The sequence below is a fragment of the Acetivibrio straminisolvens JCM 21531 genome, assembly GCF_000521465.1.
GTDB lineage: Bacteria > Bacillota > Clostridia > Acetivibrionales > Acetivibrionaceae > Hungateiclostridium > Hungateiclostridium straminisolvens.
In genome coordinates this window covers 1-16,074 of sequence record NZ_BAVR01000048.1, presented here as the reverse complement: position 1 = coordinate 16,074, position 16,074 = coordinate 1, and the positions used below count along the sequence as shown (strand labels likewise).

The following is a 16,074-nucleotide window of genomic DNA, read 5'->3' as shown; positions in this document are numbered from 1 at the left end:
GATTGGTTGTTTTTTGCTTAATTCCGTTTATTTTAGGACGTAAGGGCATACATAACCAATATACTTATTCCCTCTTTGTGATAGCAGCGGAACCTGCATAAAGATTATTCTTTATGCAGGTTCTGCTGTTTAATCGTTTACAAATAAATATCCTTGGGATACGATTGGCGAATGATGAATAATTCTCTATTGGAGGAATAAATATTTCATTGATTATATAGCGTTTTTCTCTTATTATAAATAAAGCATAAGTTTTTACCCCCTGTGCATATAAATGCACACATTATTATTAGAATTGAATACTCTATTCTAATTATGGTTATTTTGTATTTCTTTATAAATCTCATAATAACCAATACTGTCTAACTACAAGATGGAGAAAGCATAAAATGCTTTCTCCATCTTTCTTTAACATAAGTTTTTTATGTAGACTGATTGGATTTTGATTTGAAATTTATATTATGTGGGCTAATGAAAATAGAGACAGCAGTACATTTCGAAAAAAAGCAGGCGATTTTCCGTTTGACTGTAGCTTAATGATGAGTATATACCCACGATTTTTCTCAGGTCTTTTATTTTGCCTTGCATAATGTTGAACCGGTCACTGAATTCATAATATTCTGCAAGGGCATCATATACTTCGTTCGACTTTATACTGTGTTTGTCAAGTACCGGATGTTCAAAGATTCTGATACAGCTTAGGCTTTCAAATTCAAATCTCAGAATTTTAGCATGATGGTATAGGATTTTTTAGTAAATGTTAACAGACGTCCTTTCTGAAGCAAAATTACAAATTTTTCTGCGTTATCCAGCATAGTATTCAGCTGTGTTTCAAAGAAGGACATTTGTGTTGACCTTGCCAAAACGATGGATACAACGTGATCTATATTCTTGTCGTAATCAACCTTTATGGCAGTATTTTCCCACAGGCTGCAATTTAAATTTTCATCGATTATGATATTGTGACTTTCGTGATATTTGGGCATCAGGTTGTAGTTCATTTTTGATGTTATTGATTCTAAATACTTAAGGAAGCTGTAAATTTCTTTATCCATAAAATTGACAAAGGAAATACAGCCGTACTTGAAAAGATAAACGGCTTTTTCCTCGCTGTGGTATTTTAAAATTGCGTCAAGTTGATCGCCGGTTACCAATATATATTCATTCCATTTAAATTTCATATTGGTTTTAAGGAAGGCAGCAATCTTATCTAAAGGAAGAGAGGCTGCAACCTTGTAGCTTATAAAACGGACTGTCTTCATATTTACCAATTCCCCATCCAATCACTTTAATAAGTCTGCTACCATAAGGATTATTTCCACAAATATCAGGATAACTATCACCCACTCGACGAAAAGTCCTCTAATAGAATGACTTATTGACGAAAAACCGCTCAGTACATTGTTTAGTATGTCGGTTTTTTCTTTTAATGTTATATATCTGTCATTTAGTTCGAAAAATTCCGACATCATGTCATAAAGAGTTTTTGCGTCGCTGTTGGTCCAGGTGATATCCGGTTTGTCCAGTATCATTATGTAAGCTATGGTATTATACTCGTGACGTACAATTTTTGATGTAGTTTTTGCAATTTCTTTATTTCCGACGTTGAGTTTCCCTTTTTCCAGCTTGTCAATCATGGTTTCCAATTTATCCAAGATTGTGCTTAAGTGTTCTTCGGTTTTTTCTAAGGCCACTGACTTTGCAATAACAGTAGAAACAAGCTCAGGATAAAAAACTTCAAACTTAGGTACGGTCAGGTAACTGTCAGTGAGTTCTATTTCGGCATTTTCCGTAACTTGAAGTTCATAATCGTCGGAATACTGCTTGTAGTTTTCGACGTCAATATCAATCTTTTCTTTTTTCAAATATTCGATAAAAAGCTTTTCATCTTCGGAAGGAGAGTTTATAAAAACAATGCTTCCAAAAGAGAAAACGAGAATTTTCTGGCCTTCGGGAACGTCCTTGTTAAAAATCGAGGATAAAACATTTTCGTTGAGGACAAGAGGCTCTTCCCAAGTATATTTTTTAGGGATATTGCATTTGGCGGCAATCTTGTTCAGGTCTATTTCGTTTGTTACTGCATAGGCCTTAAAAACCATTTTATCCAAGCACAATCACCTTCAGTTTTAAATTTTAAACGTATTGCTAGTATTATTTCTTTTATAGATTGCTTAAAAATCAGTAACAATATCAGTGGTATAATATAACAAGAGGAAAGGCATTTAATTACAAAAGGAAATTCTTGTTACGACAATTATACCACAATAAAACAGCAATGAAAAGCAGATACTTTAAGTTGTTTATAAATTTTTCAAATAATACTATGATTGTACGGTAAATTATATGACAATTGATTTTTTGAAAGTGCTTTATGCAGAGCTTAAAAAGACGCAACGGCAAGGAATGTTGAAAAAAGAAGGATTTTTATATGTGTTTGTAGAAATTATAAAAAGGGTAATGCATACCTTAAAATGCAAGTTTTTCTTTATATCACAGGAGGGCAATGAATGATGAAAGTTGGAGAAATTGCATCTATTCGGCACTATTCCGGCAAGACATGGTTTAAAAGTGTAGTGCTTCAAGTTGAAAAGGATTTGCTGGTAGTAAAGCTTGTAAGGGAGTTTGCTGTGTTAAATTTCCTTGAAAATGACCCTGTTGTATTAGGTTATGAGGAAAATGATGAAGTATACATAGCAAGTTGTATTGTAGCCGGAATAGATCCTGATTGCAGCTATATAAAGTTGAAAATTGAAGCTGTAAGATCTCTAAAGGAGCAGCGGGAGTATGAAAGGTTTCCCGTGTCCTTTTATGCAAAGATTAGATGTGATGACTCTGACAAAATCAATGTTGCCACAATTAAGAATATGAGCTTTGACGGTCTGATGATTAACACCAATGCCGACTTCCCTTTGAAAAAGAACATCGAGGTCATAATATATCCGACATTTCAGGAAGTAAAAATAGACAATGATGTTGACAAGACCGTTATTTCTCTGAGGTCAGATATTGTGAGAAAGGAAGCATTTGCAAAGTATTTTGAATATGGACTCAAAATAACAAATATTGATGCCCAAAATCAAAATCTGATAAGGCTTTATCTTCAGAGTATAAAGGGCATGCAGACAGAGTTTTTAAAGGATCTGAAGAATAGCCTGTAATCAAAATTTTATTTCTTGTTGGGGTTGTAAAAAAACTTGCGGATAAATGGAACTTTGATGTGAATTGCACTTTCCGGGCAAAGCTCCTGACAGCAATAACACCTTATGCATCTTCTGTAAGTATATGTTGGAGCCTCCTTTTTGTTATTATTGCGCCAGCCAAAGCTTTGGTTTTACCGGACATACGTTTACACATACTCCGCATTTTATGCATTTGGGTTTTTTGATGTAAGGTTTCGGTACGATGGAATTTCTGAAAAACTGTATTACTCCGCCGGGCTTAAAGGCTTAACAGGCTCTCTTCTTACATCAAAGTCAGGGGTTATAAAGCTTTGAATATCATCTCCGACAATTTCAATTTCATTCTCATTATAGGTGCCAAGGCCCGATTCTTTTCCAAATACTATTGTAGGAACAAACTCAGGGTTTAGGTTTATCATCCTGCATACCGTAGCGTCCAAAGCAATTGGATCTGAGGATATAAGTATTGCGTTCATTTTTTTGGGAGTTCCGCCTCTAGGACCATTGCCTTCCATTGCCATGATTCCGTCCATGACAAAAAGACGCGGTTTTAAATAAACATTAAGGTCCACAAGCATTTTTGAAAAGTCGATCATGCTGGGGATTCGGGCATGAAACTCTCCTTTTAACGGCCCCGGTACGCATCCGAACTGGTTTTTCACACATCCTGTCATCCTGGCAAAACCATGGGTTTTCAGTTTGGGCAAACTAATTATGCCATTGCTCTCAAGGACACCGTTTGCTATTATGAATTTTTTATTTTGAATCGCGTTTTCGAAGAAAACTTCCTTCCCTTCCGAAAAATCTGCAAATTTAATTCCAAGTTCATTTGCGGCTTTTTCCAATCCTGCTTTTCTGGCAGCTGTTATGGGTTTGTGAATGCCTGGAGAATCACCGTAAGCAAGATTAGTTATTCCCGCTTCCATAAATAGTTCTGCCACGGCTTTAAATACAGAAGGATGAGTTGTGCTGCATCTTTCCGGAGGGTCTGCAGTAACAAGATTGGGTTTTAAGAGTATTTTTTCGTCGGGTGCTGCAAATTTATGTGGACCTCCAATAAGGTCAAGCCCCCTTTTTACAGCTGATTTAACTGCGTTGTAGTCATAGCTTTCACATCTGATTAAAGCCACTTTTGACATTTCTGTTAACCACCTTTTGATTTATTTTATAGTCTATACTAGCACATATTGATAAGAATTTAAAGGGGGACATAAAATGAAAAAAGCAAACAAGCGGTGTTACTTAAACACTACTTGTTTGCAGTTTTTTTACAAGACTATTTCTTACCTGATTTCTTGCCTGCTTTTTTATCCTGCTTCAACTCTTCGTATCTAGACTCAGTGTTTTCTCCCAATTGGTCATTTGCAAATTCGTATTTGCCCTGTGCTTCTTTGATATTGTTTTTTTGCTTGTTTTTGTTTTTAGCCATAATTTCACCTCCCGATTTTAGTTTTCCTGAATCGTAAAAAGTAATGCAGAAAAGTAAAAAAGAATTTTTAACATAACACAAAATAACCGAGTAAAATTATCCATTAAGGGAACTATATAGATTACGGCTTTAAAGTGTTAATATTTTGAAAAGCAAGCAAAGCTGATTCTTATATGGGTTGTAAGAACTCCAAAAGACAAAGATGTAAAAGCAATTTTTAATGAATGGTGTATAATTCTATGATATTATAAGTTGTATTAATGGAATTAAAGTACTATAATAATGTTAAAGCAATATACCTGTAAATTCAAATAAATATTTCGTTAACTATATAAACATTAATTTTCTACAAAAAAGAAACAGATGGGGTAGGATATGTATAAAAAAATCTTGGCGCGAATTCAATGCTTAATGGTAGTTATGTTGATTTTATGTTCCTTTGAAGGCTCGGTTTTTGGAGTCGCAGAAGCTCCGGAGATCAAGGCTCTTTCCGCTATTTTGATGGAAGAGCAGAGGGGGCAAATACTTTATGAAAAGAACCCAAGGGAAAAACTTCATATTTCATGTGCAAATAAAATTATGACCGGACTTATAGCTTTGGAAAAGATGCAAAATCAACTGAACACAAATGCCACTGTCAGTAAAAAGGCTGTTTCTGTTGAAGGGGCTGTGTTAAATCTTGAGGTTGGCGGCAAGTATCCGGTTGAAGACTTGATATATTCGGTTTTGCTGGGTTCTACCAATGACAGTGCCAATGTTCTGGCTGAGCATATAGGCGGAGATGAGAAGGGATTTGTTGAGCTTATGAACAAGAAGGCCAGAGAGCTTGAAATGGAGGATACTTATTTTACAAATCCCACGGGTTTGTATGATGAAAAACAATACACAACAGCTTATGATTTGGCTATCTTAATAAGATATGCCATAACAAAGTCCAATACCTTCAACGAGATTTTTTCATCCAAGGCCAGACCATGGGTTGACGGAACACAGATTTTGATAAACAGCAATGAGTTGTTTTGGAGCTATGATGGTGTTGACGGAGGAAAGACCGGTTATAATGAAAAAGACCGCCAAACAGCAATTACCACAGCCACAAGGAACGGCCAAAGGTTGATATGCATAGTGCTTGATTCGCCGGAAGAGAGCCTGTATGATGATTCGATAAAGCTTCTGGATTATGGTTTTTTAAACTTTAGGACAGGCATTTTGGTATCGATGGGACAGCCTTTGAAGAAGGTTACTGTTGGTGATAAAGTCATAGATTTGGTTAGTATAGGTGATTATTACTATACCTATCCCGCCGGGGAGAATTATATAAAAGATATTGAGTTTAAAGTTGCGGAAAACTTTACTCCTCCGGTATTAAAGAGTGACGTTTTAGGTATAGCAAAGTATTTTTTGGAGGATGGAACGGTTATTGAAGTAAGTCTCCATCCGGCTGTTGATGTTTATTCTTCGGTGGGGTGGTTTGAGTCATTGCTCAATCAGGTAAGGGAATATAGAGATATTGCCGTATTGCTGTGTATTCTTTTTGCAATAGAGATATTCATTATTATTTATCATATAGTAAGGTTGATAAAGAGGGCTTTTTCAAGGCTTGTTTACAAGTCGGGAGGCAATTAGTTTTGAGTTGTCTTATTTTTATTGACATATATTTGGCAATTTGATATAATGCAAAGGAAAAAGTTTTTGAAACTTTGCTATTTAGAGTTGTTCAAGGGGCAAAGGTCCTGGAATTTATTTTCAAGGACCATCCGATATAACGGATGTTGATGTTTTTGAATATAAGCGATAAATTAGACTGCATCCGTATTCAGAAAACCGGTCAGATAAATAATACAGACATTAGTTAATCATTTTATTTTCATTTGCATATAATGTATTAATCTTTAAAATGTATGAAGGTTAGAGGGTATAATACAAAAACTTAATATTTATAAGCGCTGAATCATTTTTGAGCGGGGGAACCACTTTTGGGGTGAATCTTAGCTATTGCTAAGTAGGGTTAACTCTTTCGATCCAAACCCGTCAGCTAACCTCGTAGGCGTTGATAGAGGAGTATGGGTATACTATTCATTTGCTGTGCTAATTAGGCCGCAGAAGCTTCTCTGCGGCCTTTGACGTGTATGGCAATATATTCCATTGGTGATTAATTCTAACAGATTGCCGGGTTAAAATGGAGAGGTTTTCAAAAAGCGCGTTTAATTTATTACAAATTAAGATGAAATGGGGGAATTAAGTTGATTAGAGTATGTCTGGTAGGACTGGGCAAGACAGGAAAGGAAATTGCGAAGGTTATTTTAGAACACGAAAACATGAAGTTGGTTTCCGTTGTATGCAGCTCTGGAAGCAAAAACTTGGGAAAATCACTGGACGATGTTATTGGGTGTAGCAATTCGGGAATAATCATTGATGGTGAAAAGAATTTAGAACAGGTAATATTTAAAACGAAACCCGATGTTTTGGTTGATTTTTCAACTCCGGCAGCAACTGTTAGAAACGCCAAGATATTCTCAAAGATGAAGGTCAATATAGTTGTTGGGACCACAGGATTTTCTGATTTTTCATTAAAAAAGTTGTTCGTACTTACAAGAAAATATCACAATGCAATTTGCTATGCACCTAATATAACTTTGGGTGTAAATGTACTTATGCTTTTGACCAATCTTGCTGCCAGTATCCTAAATAATTATGATTTCCAGATTACGGAGGTCCATCATAAGAAAAAGGTAGATATACCGTCGGGTACTGCAATTAAAATAGCAAGAGAGATTAAAAAGGGCCTCGATTCAGCAGGAGTTCGTGTTAGAGAAAGCACAATCCCCATAAATGCGGTTCGTGCCGGAGGCGTGGTTGGCAAACATGAGGTCATGATTGTCGGAGAAGACGATAAGATAGAAATAAGTCATGAGTCTTTTTCAAGAAGAGCTTTTGCATTGGGAGCAATAAAAGCCATTGAGTTTATCCATGACAAGGTAGGTTATTATGAAATGAATGACGTACTAAATCTACACAAAGTTCTTGAGGACTACCTTGAGAAAGAACAGAGCAAAAAGAAGAGGAAAATCAAAAACTTTAGAAGAGATGTTGAGGATTCGCCTGTGAATGTAGTGTAATATTTTTAGATAAAGGTTATTTTGAGTGAAATTTTGGATACGTATTATAGTTTTAATATATTGGCAATAATAACGGTGTCAATACATTTTTAATGAAGTGATGTAATTTTATATATGTTTGATATGTAAGCGGCGGGCTTTAGGTTCTAAAGCTTTATTTTTTTGCAGTAATTTGACTTTTGTAATTTTGTAATAATATAGTTTTTTTTGTATAAAAATAATATAGCAGGTACTATATTATTTTATGAGGAGTTTTGCAGCAGGTGATTATTATACGGTTACAGGGAAAAATAAGAAGCTATATTATGCTTGCAGTCACATTTTTAACGGGTGTGGCGTTTGTTATATACAGCGGCAGTTCGGCAAGTATGAGTATTGGAAATTATCAGAAAATAAAGATATTTTTGAAGCCAATGAAGCTAATTATGTTGAAGCTTACCAATATTATGATGATTATGATATTGATTTTTTTGAATATGATGTTGACTCATTATATGTTGAATCTGAATATCTTGAAGATATCGGAGAACCTTTTTATTACGAAGATTTAGAGTATGATTTTGAAAAAGACATCGAAGAATCGGCGGAAGACGAATATGCAGTTTTGAAAAGCAAGCTTCAAAAATATATTTCAAAATTCAAATGCCGTTTTGGAATATATTTATTGACCTTCATACCGGCAGAGAATTCGGAATTAACGATACAGAGGAATTTTTTGCTGCCAGTACTTTTAAAATACCTTTAAACTTGTATGTTTATGACAGTATAAGGGAAGGAAAGATTGATGCAGACACAGTTTTGGAGTATACCGAAGAAGATTTTGAAGGCGGCACAGGGGTTATTTGGAATAAAGAATCCTTCGGAAAGACTTTTACCGTAAGGGAGTTGCTTAGGCTTTCAATAGTATACAGTGATAATGTGGCAGTAAATATGCTGCTTCGGTGTGTGGGTAAAGCAAATGTCAAAAACTATATGCGGGAATTGGGCGGCATAAGGTTGATGACCGAAAAAACGTGTCTTGTCCTAAGGATATGGCACTATATCTGAAAAAGGTGTATGAACTTTCCGAGAACGGTGACCCTTTAGGCAAGGAGCTTGTCAAAAACATGATAAATACAAAGTTTTATGACCGGCTTCCTGTATTGCTTCCGAAGAACGTAAAAATCGCACACAAGACGGGAAACTATATTGGTGTTGTGCATGACGTCGGAATCGTTTATGCCGGAAGACCGTATATAATTGTGGTTATGACGAAAAATGTAAAAAATGAACAAACGGCCAATAAAGCAATAGCCAATATTTCTAAAACAGTTTACGATTATGTTGTGGCTCAATCGGAAAAAGATATTGATTAGTAGATTTGAGAACATTATACTTGTAAAACAAAATGGTATAAGGAAATATTTAGGACCTATTTCCTCTTTATATTATTAGAAGAGTATAAACAGAACTTTTAATGGCAACCCGGCTATCATTGTACCGATTTACAGTACTTTAGACCCTTGGCTTTGCGTCATTACCTTTCGGTAATTTTGCCTGTTTCATAAGTCTCTATTTATATCTCCTTATACCAAATATAAAGGGGAGTATAATGTACAATACTATTATATCAGAGATATCAAGTGATATACAAATTTGATATTTGAAAAAATAAACGGCTTATAGGTAAATGTTGCCGCTATTATCAAATTAGTTTCAAATTTCACCATTTTTCGACTCTTCTTTAAATTAGGTTATTTAGAAGACAAATAAAGAAAAACACTACTATGCAACAGGGGAGAATCGTTCCATACTAGTGTTTTCATGAGAAGTGAGTAATTATTTTATTGTCTTTTTAAAAGTTTTATTAATGATGAGTTTTATTACTAGATTCATATAAATTTTTATTCTACAAAATAAATTAAAATCCTTCTTTAAATAAAAAAAAATTAACTTATTTTATTCTAAAATTGCAAACTTTATGGCAAGTATTTCAATTATTGCATTATTTATTATCGGTCAAGGTATTTATCTGCACTCGAAAATATTATAAAATATAGCTTGGGAAATTGAATAAATGTTTGTTTAGGATAAACACTATATAGAATAGGATGTGAAATGGGATGAAGAGGTCTACAGTCAGGGTAATTGCATTTATTATGGTTTTGACATTTTTTATAACTTCGGTAGGTGTTATGACTGCGTCTATTTTTTTGGAAGGTAGTGATGTGAGTTATGGGAAAAATAATAAGTTCTTATATTTTTCCTCATCCTCCTTTGATTGTGCCTGAGATTGGCAAGGGCGATGAGAAAGGCGCTCAAAAGACTATAGAAGCTTGTGAAAAAGCAGCGGAGGAAATAAGAAAAGAAAAGCCTTCAACCATTATTCTTACAACTTCCCACGCCCCTTTGTTTGAGGATTATTTTTTCATAAATGACTATAAGACACTCAAGGGGGATTTTGGAAGGTTTGGAGCGCGTCAGGTAAAGCTTAGCTTTGAGAATAATTTTAAAATGGCGGAATCTATTATTGAATTTGCAAACGAGAAAGGCTTTGATGCCGGCGGAATTAATGAAGGTATAGGCAAGAGGTACGGTATTTCAGGAGAACTGGACCATGGAGCGCTGGTGCCTCTTTATTATATAAGCCGGGTATATTCCGATTTTAAGCTTGTTCATATTGCTATGTCCACTCTTACGCTGGAAGAGCATTACAAGTTCGGGATGTGCATAGGGCAAGCTGTCCGAAATTCGGATGAGAATGTGGTGTTTGTTTCAAGTGGAGATTTAGCGCATAAGCTGAAAAGTGACGGGCCTTATGGATACAACAAACATGCCGGAGAATTTGATGAACTGTTTGTTAAGAGCATTGAAAAAGACGATATTGACAGTATTCTTGATATTAATGACAAACTCCGGGATGAAGCTGCCGAGTGCGGACTTAGGTCCTTTGTGATAATGCTGGGGGCTCTGGATGGATATAGTGTAGATCCTAAGGTCTATTCATATGAAGGTCCATTTGGTGTAGGGTATATGGTCGCAAGAATTGGAGTCGGAGAAGAAGATACTTCCCGCAGAATAATCGAAAGGAGGATAAAGGGAAGAAGCAAGAGTGTTGATCCCTATGTTTCCCTTGCTAGAAAAGCCTTAGAAACTTATGTAAGGGAAGGAAAGGTCCTTGATGATTATGACGGTCTTCCGGAGGAAATGACAAAGGAGAGGGCGGGAACTTTCGTTTCCATAAAGAAGAAGGGAGAATTAAGAGGTTGTATCGGTACTATTGCGCCAACGAGGGAAAATATAGCAAAGGAAATAATTCATAATGCAATAAGCTCGGGTACTGCGGATCCAAGATTTTATCCTGTGAAGCCCTACGAGCTGGATGAACTTGATTATTCTGTTGATGTCTTGATGGAGCCCGAAGCTATTGATTCCATTGATAAACTGGATGTGTTAAGGTATGGGGTTATTGTAAGAGCTGGAAGAAGGACGGGGCTTCTGCTTCCAAACCTTGAGAATGTTGATACTCCAAAGCAGCAGGTGTCAATAGCACTTCAGAAGGCAGGTATAGGTCCAAACGAAGATTACACAATGGAAAGGTTCGAAGTTATAAGGCATAAATAAGGAGTGGTGATATGGAAGCAGCAAAGCCGGCAATGTTTTATAATAGAATGGAGGATTTAAAAGTACATTGCTATCTTTGCCCCCATAATTGCACGATAAATCCAGGAAGGTTTGGAGTGTGCAGAGCACGGAAAAATATAGACGGGGATTTGCATTCTTTAAACTATGGAAAAATTTCTTCCATTGCATTAGATCCTATAGAAAAGAAGCCTTTGTACAGATTTAAGGGTGGTTCGAAAATACTGTCGATAGGTACTTTTGGCTGCAATCTCAAATGTTCTTTTTGCCAGAATTGGGTGATTGCCCACGATGAGCCGAAACTTTACGATGTAACATCCGAAGACATTGTCAATAAAGCCAAGGAGCTTGTGCCTAAAGGCAATATTGGGATTGCATATACCTACAATGAACCTTCCGTGTGGTATGAGTTCGTGTATGATACGGCTGTACTTGCAAGAAAAGAAGGTCTTTCCAACGTTTTGGTGACTAACGGTTTTATAGGAAAGGAAGCTCTTTTGACGCTGCTTCCCTATATTGATGCTATGAATATCGATGTAAAGGCATATACAGCATCCTTCTACAAAGATATATGCGGGGGAGTGCTTAAGAATGTAAAGGAGACTGTGGAAATAGCGGCGAAAAAGTGTCATGTGGAAGTTACTACCCTTATTATTCCCACATTGAATGATGGTTGGAGGAAATTTCCCAGTTGGCAAAGTGGCTTTCGACCATATCTAAGGATATACCTCTGCACCTTTCAAGGTATTTTCCGAATTACAAGGTGCAGGATATTCCGCCAACTCCAAAGGAGACACTGTATAAGGCGCGGGAAGAGGCACAAAAATATCTTGATTATGTTTATCTTGGAAATGTATAGTAAAATAATATTTTTGTAATAAATTATTAATTATTTTTTAATTTAAAAAACTTACATTTATTTAGAAATAAGTTATAATTTTTAATAAGAAGTTTTTAACCTTGGCATGCAGAGTGGGGTTTTCAAATGAGTTTTTTAGCAGGAGTAAATTTTTGGGACATTTTAATAAATTTATCTACAAATTTAGATATTAAGAATCCGTGGGATTTAATAAAGACGATTATAGATATCGGTATAGTATCTTTTGTAATATACAAATTGATTGAGCTGATAAGAGAAACCCGGGCATGGCAGCTCATTAAAGGTATTCTTGTTATTGTGTTTGCAGCAAGAGTAAGCCAGTTGTTGGGTTTTAAAACCCTCTCCTTTTTACTGAGGCTTACTATAGAGTATATGGCTATAATACTTGTGGTGCTGTTTCAGCCGGAGTTTAGAAGAGGGCTGGAGCAACTGGGAAGGAGCAGGTTCCGAAACCTTTTTAGCTTTGAGGAAGAGGACAGAACCATTAAAGTAAAATCGTTGATTGAGGAAATAATAAAGGCTGTTACAGAAATGTCAAGAACCTTTACAGGAGCACTTATTGTAATAGAAAGAGAGACAAAGTTGGGGGAGATTATCAACTCGGGGATTAATCTGGATTCAAGCGTTACTTCCGAGCTTTTGATAAATATTTTTACACCGAATACACCTTTACATGACGGCGCAGTTGTAATCAGGGACAACAAGATAAAAGCTGCAGCATGCTTTTTGCCTCTTACGGAGAATCCGAATCTCAGCAAGGAGCTGGGGACAAGGCACAGGGCTGCACTGGGCATAAGTGAAGTTTCGGATTCAATTGTTGTGGTGGTTTCGGAAGAGTCCGGAAGAATTTCCGTTGCTCTAAACGGCGGGCTTACCAGGAATTTGACTTCGGATACCTTGAGAAAGGCACTAAGTAAAAATCTTTTAGATAAAGCGAATCCGAGCAAGAAACTGGGGATATGGAAGGTGAAGGCCAAATGAATGAATTGTTAAAGAGGGATCTGACATTAAAGATAGTATCCGTATTTTTTGCCATATTTCTCTGGTTTGTTGTTTTGGACAGTTCCAATCCGGTAACTTGGATTGAATTAAATGTTCCATTAAAAATCGAAAACGAAAGTTCACTTAGAGAAAAGGGAATAATGATAAAGAACGAAAACTTTCCGAGGAATGTTTCTGTGAGTTTGAAAGGGAGGAAGAACACTTTTAACAATATAGGTCTTAATGACATTGAGGCAATTGTTGACCTTTCAAAGGTAGAGGACGTTAATACTCAATTTTTGTATGTTAATGTTTATACAAATAAAGACGGGGTGTCTTTTCAGGGAGTAACGCCCAGGGTTGTAGAAATAGAACTGGAAAAGCTGGGAGAAAATCCTTTCCCTGTAAAGGTGGTTCCCACTGGAAAACCGAAGGAAGGTTATAAAGTAGTAAGGTCAAATGCAATACCGGCGACGGTTTCGATTGAAGCCCCGGATGAAATAATAAATTCCATCGGTGAAGTCAGGGCTTATGTTGATGTGGACAATCTTAGTAATGACATTATTGTAAATAAGGAGTGCTTGGTTTACAACAAGGAAGGCGAGAAAATAGCCGAGTTGGATAAAAAGATAAGTGTCGATATCAGCATTGAGATTGCAAAAGAAGTGCCTATAGTTCCGGCTGTAAGGGGAAGACCGGCAAAGAACTACACCGACGGCATACACAGAGTTGTACCGGAAAAGGCATGGATTTCGGGGTCTTCTGAGATTATTGACCAGATTGACAATTTAAAAACTGAGCCTATTGATATCGATAATATTTCAGAGAGTATGACTAAAATTGTAAATCTTGCTCTGCCGGAGGGGGTTCGTCTTGTCGATACTCCAAGAAGTGTTTATGTGGATGTGGTAATAGAGGAGCTGGCAGAAAGAGAATTTGTTTTTGGCAAGGAAAGCATTGAATTTGATAATACAGCAAGGAATAATTCATTTAGGTATGAAGTTTTGGATGAAATTATAAAAATAACACTGACCGGTACCAGACAGGAGCTAAATAAAATTGCGCCTGAAAGTCTGAGACTGAGTGTTGATGTAAACGGGCTGTCGGAAGGGGAGTATAAGAGGCCGATTAATGTAGTTCTTCCCGATACCGTAAAGCTTGTTGAAAACTATGATGTTAAAATTAGTGTAAAAAGAAACTGACAATTACAGCTTATGAGGTGCAAATGAAGTTAATTGTTCGCAATTTAAAGCTTTCATTAGATGACGATATAGATGTTTTAAAAAGATTTGTTTCAAAAAAAATAAAAGTAAATGAGAAGGATTTTAAGAACTTCAGGATAGTAAAAGAGTCTATTGATGCGAGGAAAAGACCTTTTATCAATCTTGTCTATTCTGTGACACTTGAAATTGAAGGCAAAATAAAGATAAAAGAAAGCGCAGATGTCGGGATCTTAGAGCAAGAACCGGAAAAGGTTTTGGTTCCCGGAAATATAAAGCTAAAAAACAGACCCGTGGTCATAGGTACAGGTCCTGCAGGTCTGTTTGCAGGGCTAGTTTTGGCTCAAAACGGCTATAGGCCGTTGATTCTGGAACGGGGTGAGTGTGTAGAAAAGCGCACCCAAGCTGTTGACAGGTATTGGGCGACCGGTGAGCTGGATCCGGAAACCAATGTACAGTTTGGAGAAGGTGGTGCGGGAACTTTTTCTGACGGAAAGCTTACCACAAGAATAAATGACAGGCGCTGCAGTACTGTACTGGAAGAATTCTATAAATCCGGGGCTCATGAAGAAATTCTGTACAAGGCAAAGCCCCATATAGGCTCTGATGTATTAAAAAAAGTAGTCTCAAATATGCGCAACAGGATTATTGAATATGGCGGGGAAGTTAGGTTTAATTCAAAGGTCACATCAATAATTGTTAAAAATGCAAGCTTAGCAGGAATTGTGGTAAATGACAGTGACGAAATACCTTGTGAGGTTGCAGTTCTTGCAATAGGCCATAGTGCAAGGGACACTTTCAAAATGCTTCTTGATAAAGGTGTTGGATTTGTACAAAAACCCTTTTCTATAGGAGTCAGAATAGAACATCCCCAGGAAATGATTGACAGAGCCCAGTATGGAGAAGCTGCAGGGCATCCCAAACTTGGAGCTGCAGATTATCAGCTGTTTCAGAAAATTGGAGACAGGACAGTATATTCTTTTTGCATGTGTCCTGGAGGCATTGTTGTGGCATCGGCCTCAGAGCCGGGTATGATTGTGACAAATGGAATGAGTGAATTTGCTAGGGACAGGGAAAATGCCAACAGCGCCCTTGTGGTATCGGTGGAACCGGGGGATTTTGGAAGCGACCATCCCCTTGCCGGCATTGATTTTCAAAGGAAGTGGGAAAGACTGGCTTTCGATGCGGGAGGTTCCTGCAATTGGGCACCGATACAGCGGCTTGGAGACTTTATAGAGGGAAGAAAATCAACATCCTTAGGGATAGTCAAACCAAGTTATACCGGGGGAACAAATCTTACCGATATTCATTCATGTCTTCCGGCTTTTGTGACGGATTCCATGAAGAAAGCCATACCTTATTTTGATTCAAAAATAAAAGGTTTTGGCATGAAGGATGCTGTGATTACAGGAGTGGAGACCAGAACTTCGTCGCCGGTCAGAATTCCAAGAGGCGATACTCTTGAAGCAATCGGCATAAAAGGTTTGTATCCTGCAGGAGAGGGCGCAGGATATGCCGGCGGAATTGTCAGTGCAGCGGTTGACGGCATTAGAATAGCCGAGAGAATAATAAGCACTTATTCATATTAGTAGCAATATGTGAATAATATATTAGTACACTGACTGAAGTTATTAAATTTTGAATG

The 16,074-nt window shown here is 36.8% G+C and carries 15 protein-coding genes, 1 pseudogene and 2 riboswitches; of the genes and pseudogenes, 11 read left to right on the top strand and 5 right to left on the bottom strand.

The window, feature by feature from the left end; all coding sequences use genetic code 11:
- Positions 1 to 719: 719 nt before the first annotated feature.
- Positions 720 to 1,262, bottom strand: coding sequence for an RMD1 family protein (locus JCM21531_RS12455; RefSeq protein WP_243467631.1), 543 nt, complete (start codon positions 1,260 to 1,262; stop codon positions 720 to 722).
- A 21-nt stretch (positions 1,263 to 1,283) separates the two neighbouring features.
- Complete coding sequence (locus JCM21531_RS12450; protein WP_038290366.1) at positions 1,284 to 2,108, bottom strand: RMD1 family protein; 825 nt, start codon at positions 2,106 to 2,108, stop codon at positions 1,284 to 1,286.
- 399 nt (positions 2,109 to 2,507) lie between these two features.
- Here JCM21531_RS12450 and JCM21531_RS12445 point away from each other — a divergent pair, with 399 nt between their 5' ends.
- Complete coding sequence (locus JCM21531_RS12445) at positions 2,508 to 3,158, top strand: PilZ domain-containing protein (protein WP_243467630.1); 651 nt, start codon at positions 2,508 to 2,510, stop codon at positions 3,156 to 3,158.
- A 147-nt stretch (positions 3,159 to 3,305) separates the two neighbouring features.
- On the opposite strand, the gene JCM21531_RS22175 is transcribed toward JCM21531_RS12445, so the two are convergent.
- The 3 genes from JCM21531_RS22175 to JCM21531_RS19335 all read right to left on the bottom strand — a co-directional run bounded on the left by JCM21531_RS22175 (position 3,306) and on the right by JCM21531_RS19335 (position 4,608).
- Complete coding sequence (locus JCM21531_RS22175; protein WP_243467638.1) at positions 3,306 to 3,368, bottom strand: hypothetical protein; 63 nt, start codon at positions 3,366 to 3,368, stop codon at positions 3,306 to 3,308.
- Positions 3,369 to 3,424: 56 nt separating this feature from the next.
- On the bottom strand, positions 3,425 to 4,318 hold the full coding sequence (locus JCM21531_RS12440) for a DUF362 domain-containing protein (protein ID WP_243467629.1): 894 nt from the start codon (positions 4,316 to 4,318) through the stop codon (positions 3,425 to 3,427).
- 137 nt (positions 4,319 to 4,455) lie between these two features.
- Positions 4,456 to 4,608 (bottom strand): hypothetical protein, encoded by a 153-nt coding sequence (locus tag JCM21531_RS19335; protein ID WP_173400195.1) that lies wholly within the window; start codon positions 4,606 to 4,608, stop codon positions 4,456 to 4,458.
- A gap of 375 nt (positions 4,609 to 4,983) precedes the next feature.
- On the opposite strand from JCM21531_RS19335, the gene JCM21531_RS12435 reads away from it, so the two are divergent.
- From JCM21531_RS12435 to JCM21531_RS12400, 10 genes and pseudogenes are all read left to right on the top strand, one after another.
- Entirely contained in the window at positions 4,984 to 6,234 is a 1,251-nt protein-coding gene (locus JCM21531_RS12435; protein WP_038290362.1) for a D-alanyl-D-alanine carboxypeptidase family protein, read from the top strand.
- 308 nt (positions 6,235 to 6,542) lie between these two features.
- Positions 6,543 to 6,672: riboswitch (cyclic di-AMP (ydaO/yuaA leader) on the top strand.
- Positions 6,673 to 6,851: 179 nt separating this feature from the next.
- Positions 6,852 to 7,727 (top strand): 4-hydroxy-tetrahydrodipicolinate reductase, encoded by an 876-nt coding sequence (gene dapB, locus JCM21531_RS12430; protein ID WP_038290361.1) that lies wholly within the window; start codon positions 6,852 to 6,854, stop codon positions 7,725 to 7,727.
- Between the two features lie 244 nt (positions 7,728 to 7,971).
- Positions 7,972 to 8,472 carry a hypothetical protein gene (locus tag JCM21531_RS22170; protein WP_243467628.1) on the top strand — a complete coding sequence of 167 codons (501 nt, stop codon included), beginning with the start codon at positions 7,972 to 7,974 and terminating at the stop codon, positions 8,470 to 8,472.
- On the top strand, positions 8,370 to 8,774 hold the full coding sequence (locus tag JCM21531_RS23900; protein ID WP_279379054.1) for a serine hydrolase: 405 nt from the start codon (positions 8,370 to 8,372) through the stop codon (positions 8,772 to 8,774). Before JCM21531_RS22170 ends, JCM21531_RS23900 begins: the two co-directional genes overlap by 103 nt.
- Positions 8,759 to 9,082: a serine hydrolase gene (locus JCM21531_RS23895; protein ID WP_279379053.1), complete on the top strand. Its 324-nt coding sequence runs from the start codon at positions 8,759 to 8,761 to the stop codon at positions 9,080 to 9,082. Before JCM21531_RS23900 ends, JCM21531_RS23895 begins: the two co-directional genes overlap by 16 nt.
- Before the next feature lie 100 nt (positions 9,083 to 9,182).
- A riboswitch (cyclic di-GMP riboswitch) is annotated at positions 9,183 to 9,274 on the bottom strand.
- Between the two features lie 667 nt (positions 9,275 to 9,941).
- Positions 9,942 to 11,330, top strand: a complete 1,389-nt coding sequence (gene amrA / locus JCM21531_RS12420) for an AmmeMemoRadiSam system protein A (RefSeq protein WP_038290359.1) — start codon at positions 9,942 to 9,944, stop codon at positions 11,328 to 11,330.
- 11 nt (positions 11,331 to 11,341) lie between these two features.
- Positions 11,342 to 12,207: pseudogene (amrS, locus tag JCM21531_RS12415) on the top strand (AmmeMemoRadiSam system radical SAM enzyme).
- A gap of 126 nt (positions 12,208 to 12,333) precedes the next feature.
- Entirely contained in the window at positions 12,334 to 13,209 is an 876-nt protein-coding gene (gene cdaA, locus JCM21531_RS12410; protein WP_038290357.1) for a diadenylate cyclase CdaA, read from the top strand.
- Entirely contained in the window at positions 13,206 to 14,411 is a 1,206-nt protein-coding gene (locus tag JCM21531_RS12405; RefSeq protein WP_038290355.1) for a CdaR family protein, read from the top strand. Before cdaA ends, JCM21531_RS12405 begins: the two co-directional genes overlap by 4 nt.
- A gap of 23 nt (positions 14,412 to 14,434) precedes the next feature.
- Entirely contained in the window at positions 14,435 to 16,018 is a 1,584-nt protein-coding gene (locus JCM21531_RS12400) for an NAD(P)/FAD-dependent oxidoreductase (protein WP_038290354.1), read from the top strand.
- Positions 16,019 to 16,074: the final 56 nt, after the last annotated feature.